The sequence below is a fragment of the Niallia circulans genome (genome assembly GCF_003726095.1).
Lineage (GTDB): Bacteria > Bacillota > Bacilli > Bacillales > Cytobacillaceae > Niallia > Niallia circulans_A.
In genome coordinates this window covers 575,490-589,632 of the sequence record NZ_CP026031.1, presented here as the reverse complement: position 1 = coordinate 589,632, position 14,143 = coordinate 575,490, and the positions used below count along the sequence as shown (strand labels likewise).

The 14,143-nt window shown below is 33.8% G+C and carries 13 protein-coding genes; 5 read left to right on the top strand and 8 right to left on the bottom strand.

Annotation, left to right across the window (positions count from 1 at the left end; genetic code table 11):
* Positions 1–47 precede the first annotated feature (47 nt).
* Positions 48–515 (top strand): YkyB family protein, encoded by a 468-nt coding sequence (locus C2I06_RS02630; protein ID WP_095329033.1) that lies wholly within the window; start codon positions 48–50, stop codon positions 513–515.
* A 300-nt stretch (positions 516–815) separates the two neighbouring features.
* On the top strand, positions 816–1,046 hold the full coding sequence (locus C2I06_RS02625) for a hypothetical protein (RefSeq protein WP_217279723.1): 231 nt from the start codon (positions 816–818) through the stop codon (positions 1,044–1,046).
* A 312-nt stretch (positions 1,047–1,358) separates the two neighbouring features.
* On the opposite strand, the gene C2I06_RS02620 is transcribed toward C2I06_RS02625, so the two are convergent.
* The 3 genes from C2I06_RS02620 to C2I06_RS02610 form a co-directional block, all read right to left on the bottom strand.
* Entirely contained in the window at positions 1,359–2,264 is a 906-nt protein-coding gene (locus tag C2I06_RS02620; protein WP_095329032.1) for a chemotaxis protein, read from the bottom strand.
* Between the two features lie 325 nt (positions 2,265–2,589).
* Positions 2,590–3,891, bottom strand: a complete 1,302-nt coding sequence (locus tag C2I06_RS02615; protein WP_095329031.1) for an MFS transporter — start codon at positions 3,889–3,891, stop codon at positions 2,590–2,592.
* Between the two features lie 140 nt (positions 3,892–4,031).
* Positions 4,032–4,559 (bottom strand): RDD family protein, encoded by a 528-nt coding sequence (locus C2I06_RS02610; protein WP_095329030.1) that lies wholly within the window; start codon positions 4,557–4,559, stop codon positions 4,032–4,034.
* A gap of 283 nt (positions 4,560–4,842) precedes the next feature.
* Here C2I06_RS02610 and C2I06_RS02605 point away from each other — a divergent pair, with 283 nt between their 5' ends.
* Positions 4,843–5,034: a hypothetical protein gene (locus C2I06_RS02605; protein ID WP_095329029.1), complete on the top strand. Its 192-nt coding sequence runs from the start codon at positions 4,843–4,845 to the stop codon at positions 5,032–5,034.
* A 133-nt stretch (positions 5,035–5,167) separates the two neighbouring features.
* The gene (locus C2I06_RS02600) at positions 5,168–6,325 is read left to right on the top strand and encodes an aminotransferase A (RefSeq protein WP_123257398.1); all 1,158 of its coding nucleotides are present in this window, start codon (positions 5,168–5,170) and stop codon (positions 6,323–6,325) included.
* A 45-nt stretch (positions 6,326–6,370) separates the two neighbouring features.
* Here C2I06_RS02600 and C2I06_RS02595 read toward each other — a convergent pair whose 3' ends face one another.
* The 4 genes from C2I06_RS02595 to C2I06_RS02580 form a co-directional block, all read right to left on the bottom strand.
* A complete protein-coding gene (locus C2I06_RS02595) occupies positions 6,371–7,246 on the bottom strand; it encodes an NAD(P)-dependent oxidoreductase (protein ID WP_095329050.1) in 876 nt (291 codons plus the stop codon).
* Positions 7,247–7,407: 161 nt separating this feature from the next.
* Positions 7,408–10,056, bottom strand: a complete 2,649-nt coding sequence (locus tag C2I06_RS02590; RefSeq protein ID WP_123257397.1) for a cation-translocating P-type ATPase — start codon at positions 10,054–10,056, stop codon at positions 7,408–7,410.
* 358 nt (positions 10,057–10,414) lie between these two features.
* The gene (gene ptsP, locus C2I06_RS02585; protein WP_095329026.1) at positions 10,415–12,133 is read right to left on the bottom strand and encodes a phosphoenolpyruvate--protein phosphotransferase; all 1,719 of its coding nucleotides are present in this window, start codon (positions 12,131–12,133) and stop codon (positions 10,415–10,417) included.
* Positions 12,133–12,399 (bottom strand): phosphocarrier protein HPr, encoded by a 267-nt coding sequence (locus C2I06_RS02580; protein WP_016200927.1) that lies wholly within the window; start codon positions 12,397–12,399, stop codon positions 12,133–12,135. Before C2I06_RS02580 ends, ptsP begins: the two co-directional genes overlap by 1 nt.
* A gap of 659 nt (positions 12,400–13,058) precedes the next feature.
* Between C2I06_RS02580 and C2I06_RS02575 the strand changes: the two genes are divergently transcribed.
* Complete coding sequence (locus C2I06_RS02575) at positions 13,059–13,415, top strand: PilZ domain-containing protein (RefSeq protein ID WP_123257396.1); 357 nt, start codon at positions 13,059–13,061, stop codon at positions 13,413–13,415.
* A gap of 123 nt (positions 13,416–13,538) precedes the next feature.
* On the opposite strand, the gene C2I06_RS02570 is transcribed toward C2I06_RS02575, so the two are convergent.
* Complete coding sequence (locus tag C2I06_RS02570; RefSeq protein ID WP_095329024.1) at positions 13,539–13,733, bottom strand: hypothetical protein; 195 nt, start codon at positions 13,731–13,733, stop codon at positions 13,539–13,541.
* Positions 13,734–14,143: the final 410 nt, after the last annotated feature.

The window sequence follows — 14,143 nt, the reverse complement described above, 5'->3', positions numbered from 1 at the left end:
ATAGTATAATAACTTGTACTAAACAATAGAAGGGAGAGTTAAAACAATTGAATAAGCAGCAACAATATCCGCCGCCAATACAACCTACTGTTGTAAATCTTCTTCAAGCAATCTCAGTTGTAAACCGTCATGCAAAAACTGCTCCAAACCCAAAGTTTTTATATAAATTAAAGCATGACAGTTTACATAAACTATTAGCAGAAGGAAAAGCAAAGAAAATCGGTCTACACTTCTCAAATAATCCAAAATATAGTCAACAACAATCAGATTTATTGATTGCGTGTGAAAACTATACATTTCATTTGCCTCCGACTAAAAAGGATTTTGAGGAATTGCCACATTTAGGATCTCTCAATCAAAGTATTCGAAATCCCAAATCTACTCTTTCCTTAACACAGTCTAAAAAGCTTTTATCCACTTATACTGGATTAAAAGAAGATACGCCACCTAATCATTCAATCCGCAAAAAGAAATACCAAAAGCCTGTTTTTAAAAAACTTGGTGAAAGCTATTAATTTTTAATGTACCTTGAATGAAAACGGTAATCCCCTCGATTATATCAACTAAAAGAGAGCAATTAATACTATAATGCAGCTAGGATACATTTCACCTAAGAAACAGCCACCCCATACATAAGTTGGAATGATGGGGTGGCTGTTTTACGGTATAAAAAGGGTGTTTCAAAAAATATTGTTACGTAAACCGTAACCCGAATAATAATATTTTATTTACGGCTATCTTAATGTTTGTTTAGTCTCCACACATATAACTTATGATAAGGTAATACTATAAAACTATTTTAAAGGAGAGGTATTATGCGTAAATTTGGTATTAATTATGAATATAAACAGACGGAGAAAAAAAACGGAGACAGGCTCATATCTGTAAGGGATATTGGCGAAAATGCCCTTCTAGAAGTTGAGAAAAAGGGTAATATGGTAGAAATCATTACTAATTGGCAAAACTTTAAAACAACTAAATACTCCCTACCAGTAGAACTATTTGAGAAAATACATAAAGATATTATGCAAAATAATAATGCATAATATAATGCTTGATTTGAATATAAAATAGTGAAAAGAATTTATTTGTAAAGAGGCTCCAGGAAATAATACAGGTATAGCCCATGAAAAGTGAAGTGTATTTAAGTCTGTGGTATTTACCACAAGCCTTCTTTCCTAAAAAGAATAAAAACCCAACCAATTATACGAAATCTTTATTAACCTCTCCGTATAATTGGTTGGGACACCCATGTGCCAGTCTCTCAAAGTAGTTCTTAAAGACAAAGGAAGCTGGATTCGCTTCCCTTCTCTTAAGCAAAAAGGCAACTCCCATGCAGACTGCTAATTCATCAGCATTTATAATATGATGTTATCGATAATATGAATTAATTCATTAATCTCAGGTTTACTTACTTGAGCATTTGCTCCTACTACTTGACCTTTATGTCTTAAATCATCTGTGATTAACGAAGAAAATATAACAATTGGCAATGTTGCTAAGTTAGGATTGTCCTTTACTACTTTTGTTAAATGATGTCCATCCATTTGCGGCATTTCTATATCGGTAATCATTAATTGAGCCACTTCTTCAACCGAATGACCATCCTCTATAGTTTTTGTTAAATAGGCTAAAGCTTCACGCCCATTTTCGAAAAAGGTGATCTCCTGAAATCCAGCAGCATTTAAAGTATCTTCTAATAATTTTCTTAACAGGGCAGAATCTTCCACAACAATTAATTTCTTGTCACTTCTTTTTCTATCACCTAATTTTTTTACTTGTTGAACATTGATTCCCGACTCCGGATTAATATCAACAACGATTTTTTCAAAATCTAATAATAAAATCATTTCTCCCTTTAATTTTACTACTCCGATAATCTGGCTGTCCGTTCCATAGTACGTTTCAGATGGTTTTTCAATGTTTTCCCATGATATTCGATGAATTTGTGTTACATTATGAACATGGAAAATTATTTTTGTTTTATTAAATTCAGAAACAATATATTTGTCCTTTTCAGGAGTATCAGAAGGAGGATAACCAAGTACATTTGCAAGATTAACAACAGTTAATACTTCTCCCCTTAACTCCATAATCCCCTCTATATATGGGTGTGCGTGTGGGATTGGCGTGATTGGCACTGGATTAATGATTTCTTTAACCTTAATCACATTGATTCCAAAATGGTTCTTTCCTACGCTGAATTCTACAATTTCTAATTCATTTGTTCCCGTTTCTAAAAGTATCCCTTTATCATTTTTCATTTCTGTTTGTCCTTTCGCTCGCCTAAAAATTCACTTATTTAGCCAGACTACATCAAATTATTTATACCTATCTTTTATATCGGACTTTTTATCTACTCTTAAAGTAAGGCTCTTTAAATTTCCTAAATTTTGAGGTGAAGAAAAGTTATTCTACAACCTATAGTATTTTTAGTATCCATTTTTTTGCAAAAAAGGCTAATAAAAAGCTATTCATGAAAGAACAATATGAAAATATTCCACCTTCTCACGGAATATTTGCTTTTGTTAGCATTCATAAACAGCTTCGTTTTCCTCTTCTATTTGGAAGGAAGAAATCTTTTTTCCATCAGTCTTCCTTTATACGTGCATGAATCACTAATCCGATAATAGTTAGAATGATTAAAGAACTTAGCGCAAATCTACTTGCAATATTACCGTACTCAGCAAAAACCAATGTAATTGTCCCATATATTAAAGGACCGATAATAGATGATACTTTTCCAGAAAAAGCAAATAAACCAAAAAATTGTCCTCTTTTCTCTTCTGGGGTAATTTCAACGATATAGGTTCTTGTTGTTACCCACATACTTCCAAGCGCCACTCCAAATAAACTGCCAGCTACCCAGAATAACCCTTCATTTTTAGCAAGCGTTGCAATAATAATCGCAATAACTAACAGTATCCCCACATAACGAACAGCTCTGTATGCACCAACACTTTTCGTTATATATCCAAAAACAAAGGAACCAATAATACTTGCAATGGTTGACACAAGATAAAGAACAATAAATTTACCAGTATCTAATCCAATAACCGCATTGGCATATGCAGACATCGTCGCAATAGTAGTGGCTAATGCATCATTTAGAAAAAAGTAAGCAAGCATAAAGGTGAAAATTTTCCGATAACTTTTCATTTGTTTAAAAGTTTCTATTATTTCTCGATATCCAGAAAGAACAGATTGTTTTTGGATATTTTCTTTTGGTGTATCTTTAATGAAAAAAAATAATGGCAAGGATAAAAGTAAAAAAAGAATACCAGTTGGAATAAAGGATTGATTATATGCCCCTTCATCTATAAAGAGATAAACAGTTAATCCAATCAGTGTTCCAATATAACCGATGGCTACACCAAATCCAGAGATTAATGGAATCTGTTCCTTTGTTCCTAAATCAGAAATCATCGTATCATAGAACACTAAGCTAGAATGATAAGTAAATTTAGATAAAACAAAAAAGAGGATAACAAGTGCTAAGGATATCGGAATTCCAAATATTTGTTGTGTAGACGGGATAAAAGAGAAAAACCCCATAGCAATGGTTCCAAATACAGTTAATAATGTTAAAATAACAATATATTTTTTCTTTTTTCCAGTTCGATCCATCATTACGCCAAATAATGGTGTAAAGATAACTAACAGAAAGCTTGCTAATGCATTCGCATATGTAATAAAAGTCGAAGCAATCTGTTTGGTTACTTCATTCGAACCAACCATATCTTGTAAATACAAGGGGAAAAAGATTGTATTAATATTAGACGAAAAAATAGTATTAGCCGCATCATAAAGGGCCCATGATATTATGGGCAAAGTAAAATATAATGCCAACCCTCTTTTTTTCATTTCTGTTTTATTGGTTATCGGTTCCATCTATCAAGCTCTCCTCTCAAATAGCGGGTATGTAGCGATAAAATAACATACTCCTGTTTGTTTCCCTTAAGAACCATTTGGCTTATCCATAATGTTTGTCGTCTCACTCACATTATAGATAAGCCCACAGAGTTTATGAATTATTTTCTTACAACAATGGAACCTACAATTAAATCATGTAACGCTTGTTTTTTCTCCGTGAACGCTGCCAAAATAAAGCCAATTAATAAAATTCCTGAAAGGAGACTTGATACTATGTATCTTCCTAAACTTCTCCAGAAAGAAAGCTTATTTCCTTTCAAATCCTCTACCTTTAAACCTAATAATTTCTTTCCAATTGTCGCTTGCCATTTAGAAGCATGAAACAGTGAATAATAAAAAAGACTAATAAACATACATACTGCCATCGTTCCAAAAAAAGCGGTCATTATGGAGCCTAATAGAGATAAAATTTCAGAATCAGATAATGCATTTATACTTGCTGGATCCAACAATAATTCATTAGGTATTTCCATTGAACTGATAAATAAAGCAAAAATGATATTAGAAAAAAATAATAAAGGAATACCTAAAATGATACTATCGATTGCCCATGCTCCAAAACGAATCCAAAATCCTGCATATTGAGGATGATTTTCCTTTTCTTCTATTTGTATAGTTGTTACCATTTATTTTCCCCTCCTTCTAATATGATAAATGGTATTTATTTTCTAAACAACCTTTTTTATGAAATGACTGGTACTGGTTGAATTACAATTAATAAACATTAGAAAAACCATCCTGCTTCTTTGCTTAAAAAGTTCATAAAATGTTTATTTGTTTTTTTCTAATTTGTGAAATATCAAACAAAAACCTAGACGATTTTATGTTATTAGAATACGCTAATAGTGTAAGTTGTGAAGGAAGAAAACCGTAAATTATTTAACTAATTAAAGAGAGGACGAGTACACAATGAAGGGTACTGCAATTCTTTTTCACGATGACTTAACGGTAACTTTTCTAGAAAATATCGATTTAGAGATATGGAAAAAAACAGATAAAATGGACAATCGGAAACAGCCTTTAGAAAATCATCTGAATCAATCAAACCATGAACAACTTTTATTAATGGAGGAAGACGTTGATTGGGATTATGGTTACTAATTAAATATATATTAGAGCAAGCTTGGAGCAGGGATAGATTCTTCTATACCCTGCTCTTTTTATTTGTTTATGTATTTAAAACAATCATCGCTTTTGATATCATAATAGAATACGTTACGATAGGAGACTTGTTATGGAACATTTAATCAATAAAAAAGTTAAAAATATTGAGATTTCTGGTATCAGAAAGTTCGCTAATATGGTCGCTGGAAAAAAAGGAATGGTTTCTTTAACCATTGGCCAGCCCGATTTTCCTACTCCACTACATATTAAAGAGGCAGCAAAAACCTCCATTGATGAAAACTATACTTCCTATACACATAATGCTGGAGACCTTGCGTTACGGGAAGCGGCATCTCAATTTGTAAATACAAAATATAATCTTTCTTATGATCCTTCCAAAGAAGTGATTGTTACCGTGGGAGCTAGCGAAGCTATTGATGTTACATTTCGAACGATTCTCGACGATGGAGTGGAGGTCATCCTGCCAGGACCTGTATATCCTGGATACGAACCAATTATTCGTTTATGTGGTGCGATTCCTGTGCATGCTGATATTCGTCATACGTCTTTCCGCTTTACAGCTGAGGTCATAAAAAAATATATCACGGAAAGAACAAGATGTATCGTCTTACCCTATCCATCAAATCCAACAGGTGTCAGCCTAACAAAAGAAGAAATCAAGGAGATTGCAGCCCTAATTAAAGGAAAAGATATCTTTATTTTAGCCGATGAAATATACAGTGAATTATTATATGATCAAGAGCATGTATCCATTGCTCAATATCTACGCGAACAAACTATTGTGATTAATGGTCTTTCTAAATCACATAGCATGACTGGATGGAGAGTTGGTCTATTATTTGCTCCTTCCTATCTTTGTCAACAAATCCTTAAAGTCCATCAATATAATGTAACTTGTGCCTCTTCAATCTCGCAAAAAGCGGCATTAGAAGCTTTAACTGTTGGTATTAATGATGCAGCACCTATGAGAGAAGATTATCAAAGAAGAAGAAAATATGTGTATGATCGCTTGTCCTCTATCGGATTGGATGTAGTCATGCCAGATGGGGCGTTTTACTTCTTCATAAAAGTTCCAACAACTAAATTGAATTCTTTTGATTTTTGCCTTGATCTAGTCGATAAAGTAAATCTAGCGGTTGTTCCTGGAAGTGCTTTTTCTGAATTAGGGGAAGGATATTTTCGAATTTCCTTTGCCTATTCTATGGAAACATTGGAAGAGGCTTGTAATCGATTAGAGGAATATATAAAACTACATCTAGCAAAATAAAAAACAGCTTCTAATCTTGGCTTTCACCGATTAGAAGCTGTTTTTTCAATCCCAATATTTATATAAAGCTTGTGTTCCGCTCTCATCTTCTCCTTTTGCTGACAAGCGGCTGTACAATGTTTCCGCAAGAGATAATCCTGGTGTTTCCATTTGCATTTCCTCTGCTTCTTTAAGGGCAATTCTCATATCTTTTATAAAATGCTTGATATAAAATCCTGGTTCAAAATCCCCTTTTATCATTCTAGGTGCTAAATTACTTAAGGAAAAGCTCCCCGCGGCTCCGCTTGAGATACTCTGCAATACTTTTTCAGGATCTAGTCCCGCTTTTTGCGCATAAACGATAGCTTCACTTACACCAATCATTGTAGAAGCAATGGCAATTTGATTACACATTTTCGTATGTTGACCAGAACCTGCAGACCCTTGATAGACAATATTAGTGCCCAGTATCTCGAATAGAGGCAGAAGCTGTTGGAAAACCGCTTCTTCCCCACCTACCATAATGGATAACTTTCCTTCTCTTGCCCCTACATCTCCACCACTTACAGGGGCATCTACTGCATATATATTTTTCTTTTTCGCCTCTTCATATATTTTCTTAGCAAGACTAGGAGTGGAGGTGGTCATATCGATTAAATATGTATTTTCTTTGGCATTGTTAATTAATCCTAGTTCTCCTAAATATATTTCCTCTACATCTTTCGGATAACCAATAATTGTAATAATGACATTTGCTTTTAAAGCAATTTCATAGGGACTGTCTGCCCATTCTGCTCCAGCAGCTACTAGTTCGTCTGCCTTTGCTTTCGTACGGTTATACACCATAACAGGATATCCTGCATGCAATAAATGGCTTGCCATACTTTTTCCCATTACACCAGTACCAATAAAACCAATTATAGTTGTTTCTTTCGCCAACATCCGATCCTCTCCCTTTTTTGGCAAATAACTTTCTTTTTCTAATAGTATCATGAAAGCATGTATAATTCTTCTATATAAGATTGAAAACTGCTAATAGAAAAAAACTACCCAATATCCCAATCTTTCTAAACCAATTGGATAATACTAGGTAGTTTTTTCTTTTACTTATTACGTAATACCCGCACAAGAAGCATTTTCAGTATTTCCATTGCTATTACTGCTCCGATGGCCAATCCAGCTGCAATTAACCATTCATTTAAGCCAAAGGAATCAGGAATGGCGAACACTTCTCTAGCAAAAGGCAGGATAGTAACTAAATAAAGTAAGAAACAAATACCTACTGCTCCTAATACATATTTATTAGAAAATAATCCGACTCCAATGATTGTTTGGGTGCTAGAACGCGCAGCAAAGGTTTGCAAGGAACGAGAAAGGATTAACGTGGTAAAAGCCATCGCTACTCCTAATTCATCTGAATGCTGTAAACCAATATAATGAGAGATAATTACCGCAATCCCAATTAATACCCCTCTTACAACAACCGCCCGAAGCGTCCCACCTGCAAAAATTCCTTCTTTGACGTCTCGAGGTTTTCGCTTCATTACACCAGGCTCTGATTTCTCCATTCCAAGAGCAATGGCTGGTAAGGAGTCATTTACTAAGTTTATAAATAATAATTGTAATGCTGTAAAGGGATTTGCCCATCCTGCAATCACTGCAAACAAGATCGCTATAATAGCGCCGAAGTTCCCTGCAAACAAATAGCCAATTGATTTTTTGATATTGTCAAAAACAGTTCTTCCTACTCCTACAGCATTTACAATCGAAACAAAGTTATCATCCGTAAGAATCATGTCAGCTGAATCTTTGGCAACATCTGTCCCGCTTCCCATTGCAATACCGATGTCTGCCTGTTTTAATGCTGGCGCATCATTAACACCATCACCTGTCATAGCAACAATTCGATTTTTCTTTTGCCAAGCTCGCACAATGCGAATTTTATTTTCTGGAGAAACACGTGCATAGACAGAAATTTGTTCTAATTTTTGATTCAGTTCTTCTTCTGATAATGCATCTAATTCTTGCCCCGTTAAAGCAATATCATTATCCTCCATCAAGCCGATTTTACGACCAATGGCTTGTGCGGTAGTTTTATGATCTCCTGTAATCATTACTGTTCGAATCCCCGCATCTTTTGTTTGCTCAATCGATCCATAAACAGCTTCACGTGGTGGATCCATCATCGCCGTTAAACCAACAAGGATGAGTTCCGATTCATCTTCTTCCGTTATAATTGTCTTATCATTAGGTACATGCTTATATCCATATGCAAGAACTCTTAAAGCTTGATTGGAAAAATCCTCATTAGCCTCCTGCAGTTTCTTTAACCATTCATTTGTAAAAGGTTCTTCCCTTTCATTTACTAATATTTTTGTCGCCCGGTTAAACATAACATCTGGGCCACCTTTTACAAGCATGAAACGTTTATTATCAATGGTATGAATCGTAGACATTAGTTTGCGATCCGAATCAAACGGTAATTCTGCTTCTCTCGGATATCTAGAGCGAATTTGTTCATAATTTCTTTTACCATCATTATAAAAGTTAATAAGCGCTACTTCTGTGGGATCTCCCACTTCTCTATTTTCTTTATTAATGTACGAATCATTACATAATACAGCTATATTTAGTAAAAAAGTTTCTGAATGATTCCATTGGGAAGGATCTGGTGGTAAATGTTCTCTTTCTCCTTCCGGTATAAAATAATCGGTTACAGTCATTTTATTTTGTGTCAGTGTTCCAGTTTTATCTGTACATATCACACTGGTAGAACCTAGCGTCTCGACTGCAGGCAATTTTCGTATAATAGCACTCTGTTTTGCCATTTTATTGGTTCCAACCGACAAGACAATGGTTACAATAGATGATAAAGCTTCTGGAATAGCCGCTACGGCTACGGCTACGGCAAATAGTAACGCATTAAGAATAGAAGTTGTAACATCAACATTTCCATCTCCTAACCATATCCTTAATGCTTGAATAGCAAAAATAAGAATAGATAAGAGAAGTATTCCTACTCCTAATTTTTTACTAAATTCTGCAAGCTTCTGTTGTAATGGTGTTTGCTTTTCCTCTGCTTTATTAAGCATATCAGCAATTTTACCAATTTCCGTTTTTTCCCCAGTGCCGGTTACAACAAAGATCCCTCGGCCATAAACGACTAGTGAACTACTGTATACCATATTAATCCGGTCGCCAAGTGCTGCTTCCTCGTCTATTACTTTTTCTTGTTTTTCAATAGCTTCTGATTCCCCTGTTAACATTCCTTCGTTTACTTTCAGAGAACCACTTTCTAAAATACGTCCATCTGCGGGGATAAAATCACCAGCTTCTAGAAAGACGATATCTCCTGGAACTAACTCCCGTGCAGGAATGGTGATATTGGTATTATCTCGCCTTACTTTTGCCTCCGGTGCGCTCATATTACGCAAAGCATCTAAAGAACTTTCTGCCTTTTTTGTTTGAATCACACTAATAACAGAATTTAGCAATAACACTAAAAAGATAATAAGAGATTCTACAAATTTACCCATGATTAATTGGATAATAATTACTAGTAATAAGACAATAACCATTGGGTCTTTAAATGTTTCTAAAAAGAGCTTCCAAGTTGGTACTTTTTCTTTATCTTGAAGCTCATTGTAACCCTCATTTTCCAAAATTTCTTTTACTTTGTCTGTTGATAGTCCTTGTTCAGATGACTGTAAATTTTTTAATACTGCTTCTTTATCCTTTTGATAAAATTCCACGTGACTTTATTCAACTCCTTATTGTTCCGCCTTATTAACTCCTTTTTTGACAATGATGAAATGGAACAAATAAACTGTTCTCTGTTCATATGTATAGTGGCATACTTCTATTTAAAACCCCTTCCCATTATTTAATTTCTATAAACCTGTCTAAAAAAACAATAGAATATTTGTATTTTGCCTCCGTCTTTCCTTTTCATGTATGGATGAAACGTTAAAGATAGGCAAAAAAAAACTGACTAGAGTCATCTAGTCAGTTCAAATAAGGGGAAAATGAGAATAGCGTTAAGCTAACTTGTAAAAAGAGCTTATGCTATTTTTATTTATACCCACTATTTTTAAGGATAAACCTGTTTATTTAAGAAAGTTTTGCAGCAGCTTTAACTGCTTCCATAACTTCTTCCGTTGTAGACATTTGTAATGCTTTTTCTGCTAACTCTTCCATTTCTGCTTTAGAAAGATTTAGAATTTGTGATCTTGCTTTTAAGATGGATGTAGCACTCATAGAGAATTCATCTAAGCCTAATCCTAATAATAAAGGAATAGCCGTTTCATCTCCTGCCATCTCTCCACACATACCTGCCCATTTACCTTCTTTATGTGCTGCATCAATAACCATTTTAACAAGACGCAGAATAGAAGGATTGTATGGTTGGTAAAGGTATGAAACGCGTTCGTTCATACGGTCTGCAGCCATTGTATATTGGATTAAATCATTTGTTCCAATGCTAAAGAAGTCAACTTCTTTCGCAAATTGATCTGCAAGCACTGCTGTAGAAGGAATTTCCACCATGATTCCTAGTTCGATTTTGTCTGCAACTTTAACGCCTTCAGACACTAAATTAGCCTTTTCTTCTTCTAAAAGAGCTTTAGCTGCGCGGAATTCATTTAATGTAGCAATCATTGGGAACATGATTTTTAGATTTCCATATGAGCTTGCACGCAGCAATGCTCTTAATTGCGTACGGAAAATATCTTTCTCCTCTAAGCAAAGACGAATTGCACGGAAACCTAAGAATGGGTTCATTTCTTTTGGCAGATCTAAATAAGGTAATTCTTTATCTCCACCAATATCTAATGTACGAACAACAACTGGCTTCCCTTTCATGCCTTCAAGAACAGCTTTATAAGACTCAAATTGCTCATCTTCTGTTGGAAGCTGATCTCTTCCCATGTATAAGAATTCTGTACGATATAAACCGACAGCTTCTGCACCGTTATTCGTTACCCCTTCTAAATCATTAGGTGTACCGATATTTGCTGCAAGTTCAACATGAACACCGTCAGAGCTTACTGTTTGTTCATTCACTAACTTAGCCCATTCTGCTTTTTGCTGTTCATATTGCTCAGCAACTTTTTTATAGCTTTCGACTACTTCAGGTGTTGGATTAACATGGATTTCTCCTTTTAATCCATCAACAATGACTAAATCGCCATTATTAATTTCTTCTGTTGCTTTTTTTGTCCCTACAACAGCAGGAATTTCTAAAGAACGAGCCATGATAGCTGAGTGAGATGTTCTTCCACCAATATCTGTTGTGAATCCCTTAACAAATTGACGGTTAAGTTGTGCAGTATCAGATGGTGTTAAATCTTCTGCAACTACAACTACTTCTTCAGAAATCATACTTGGATTTGCTAAATGTACGCCTAAAAGGTGAGACATTACACGTTTTGTTACATCACGAATATCTGCAGCTCTTTCTTGCATATACTCGTTATCCATTGATTCAAACATCGTAATAAACATGTCTGTTGTTTCTTTTAATGCAAATTCTGCGTTCACTAGATCTGTTTTAATTTTGTCTTCAATAGGTGCAATTAATTCTGGATCACTTAATACTAATAAATGCGCTTCAAAAATAGCAGCTTTATCTGCACCAAGCTCTTTATTAGCTTTTTCACGAATAGCTTCTAATTCTGATTTCGCTTTATTTAAAGCTTCTTGAAAACGAGAAATTTCACTTTCTGCATTTTCCACACTAGTCTTTTCAAAAGAAAGATCTGGTTCAACTAGGCGATAAGCTTTAGCAATGGCTATTCCACTAGATGCAGCAATTCCTTGTAAAAAACTCATTATTCTGCCAAACCTTCTTTATTTAAAGTTTCTTGTAATCCATTAATTGCTTCTTGTTCGTCGTTACCTTCAGCAATAATTTTAATATCAGCACCTTGAGCAATACCTAATGACATAACACCCATAATCGATTTAAGATTCACTTTTTTCTCTTTATATTCTAATTGAATATCTGAATCAAACTTGCTAGCAGCTTGTACTAAAAGAGTCGCCGGTCTAGCATGAATTCCTGTATCTGCAATAACTTTAAATTGTTTTTCTACCATAATAAAATCATTCTCCTTTATCGATTAAGTTATAAGATGTTAACATAAGCTAAACTTTTCAAACTTAAACAACCTTAATTATAAACCAACAATTGTTTATCATAAATAATATATAATTTATATATTACAATTGTAAACTGAAAGCTATGTATTTTGTCGAAAAAAAAATTAATTGTCTATGCACACAAACTTTCTTTACAACCATTTATAGCATCTTCTAAAAAGATGAGAACATGTAAGATAGTGTTCAAAATAGGCAGGTAATTTAAGTTTTTGAAAAAGACATCTCAAATGAAAGAATAGCATTTCTTTGTTATATAGACAATCAAAATTTACTAAACGACAAAAAATAGTTAACTTTATGGGGAATTTTAGGGGAATTAGTCCATTTTGGGATTAATTCCTGTTTTATAAAATCCCCATATTATAAACTTTTATTCAGTTACGGATTTGCATAGAAACCAATATAAACTGAAAAATATATTGCATTATCTCCTTAAACAAGCTTAAATATTATTAAAACTTTCATGTTACGTAAATTCTATGTAAACATTATTAAGATGTACTTAGAATGGAAACTAAATCGTTATCAAGATTAATGCCATTTTTCTACAAACATTAATGCTTTAACTGGATCATGGACTAAAGTGAGGAGAATTATGAGATACAACCGGAAAGAATCTTTTCGATATCAATTAACTGATTTTATAGATGCTACATTTACTGTAAAAGTTGACGAAGCTACTCTTTCTAGTAAAGGTCATGCTTCTATAAATAATATAAGCCCCAATGGGTTACGTTTTCGAACAGAATATGACTTACCAGCTGATGATACACGATTACTTTTACAACTACAGTTCCCTCTAAATGGAAGGGAAATAGTAATGCCTGGTCATATATCGTGGAAGAAAAAGATCGGGAACCTATATGAATATGGCTTTGAAGGGACAGGAACTCCGGAAGCCAAGCAGCAGATCATCAGGGGACTGAAGGAACTTTCACGAATAGAGAACTAAGATACACCTCAATAGCACAAGTAATAGATTTTCGTTTACATCTATTGACAAACCCCGCTTATAAAAAAGCGAGGTTTGTTTGTATGCACTATGTATACTATAGAAACGATTTATTTCAACAGTTTAACTTCTCGGTTCATCCATATATTTATATGTAACATCTCCTCCTATTTCGGCAATTCCTTTAAAATGTTTGAAATCTTCCCTCTTTACTAATTCTGATCGGAATGCAAGAAAATCTTCTTTTTTCACTCGATAGCTTTCTATTTCTCTCTTCATTAACTTATCTAAAATTTCTTCGACTATTTCTTTATTCATCCATTTCACCAATTAACCTTTCCATTATTTTTTTGACCATATTTTAAATTACTTTTTGACTTTAAGTAAAGAATTCTGCATAATTCCTTTTTATGGAACTATTTCTGATATTATTATGTATAATTCTACTAATTATGTTATAATATCATCTAATATCAGAAAAGTGTATGCATTTTAATCATCAAGGATAGTCGAATAATCGGTTATTCGAGAAAATGGTTCCTTATACCACTTTCTTTTCACACAAAATACATAATTTTTCGATTAACCAGCGTTTCCCTATTAATGAAGGAGAATTAATTATTTAGTAACAAGCATTAAACCTATTTCAAAAAAGTTAGTAACACACATTTTATTCATATTTTCATAGTATATATTTAGTAAGTTTATATACTTATATGTTTACGAAT

Coding starts and splice junctions, on each gene's coding strand:
- C2I06_RS02625 (WP_217279723.1), top strand. CDS start 816: ATGCGTAAATTTGGTATTAATTATGAATATAAACAGACGGAGAAAAAA.
- C2I06_RS02620 (WP_095329032.1), bottom strand. CDS start 2,264: ATGAAAAATGATAAAGGGATACTTTTAGAAACGGGAACAAATGAATTA.
- C2I06_RS02615 (WP_095329031.1), bottom strand. CDS start 3,891: ATGGAACCGATAACCAATAAAACAGAAATGAAAAAAAGAGGGTTGGCA.
- C2I06_RS02610 (WP_095329030.1), bottom strand. CDS start 4,559: ATGGTAACAACTATACAAATAGAAGAAAAGGAAAATCATCCTCAATAT.
- C2I06_RS02605 (WP_095329029.1), top strand. CDS start 4,843: ATGAAGGGTACTGCAATTCTTTTTCACGATGACTTAACGGTAACTTTT.
- C2I06_RS02600 (WP_123257398.1), top strand. CDS start 5,168: ATGGAACATTTAATCAATAAAAAAGTTAAAAATATTGAGATTTCTGGT.
- C2I06_RS02595 (WP_095329050.1), bottom strand. CDS start 7,246: ATGTTGGCGAAAGAAACAACTATAATTGGTTTTATTGGTACTGGTGTA.
- ptsP (WP_095329026.1), bottom strand. CDS start 12,133: ATGAGTTTTTTACAAGGAATTGCTGCATCTAGTGGAATAGCCATTGCT.
- C2I06_RS02580 (WP_016200927.1), bottom strand. CDS start 12,399: ATGGTAGAAAAACAATTTAAAGTTATTGCAGATACAGGAATTCATGCT.
- C2I06_RS02575 (WP_123257396.1), top strand. CDS start 13,059: ATGAGATACAACCGGAAAGAATCTTTTCGATATCAATTAACTGATTTT.
- C2I06_RS02570 (WP_095329024.1), bottom strand. CDS start 13,733: ATGAATAAAGAAATAGTCGAAGAAATTTTAGATAAGTTAATGAAGAGA.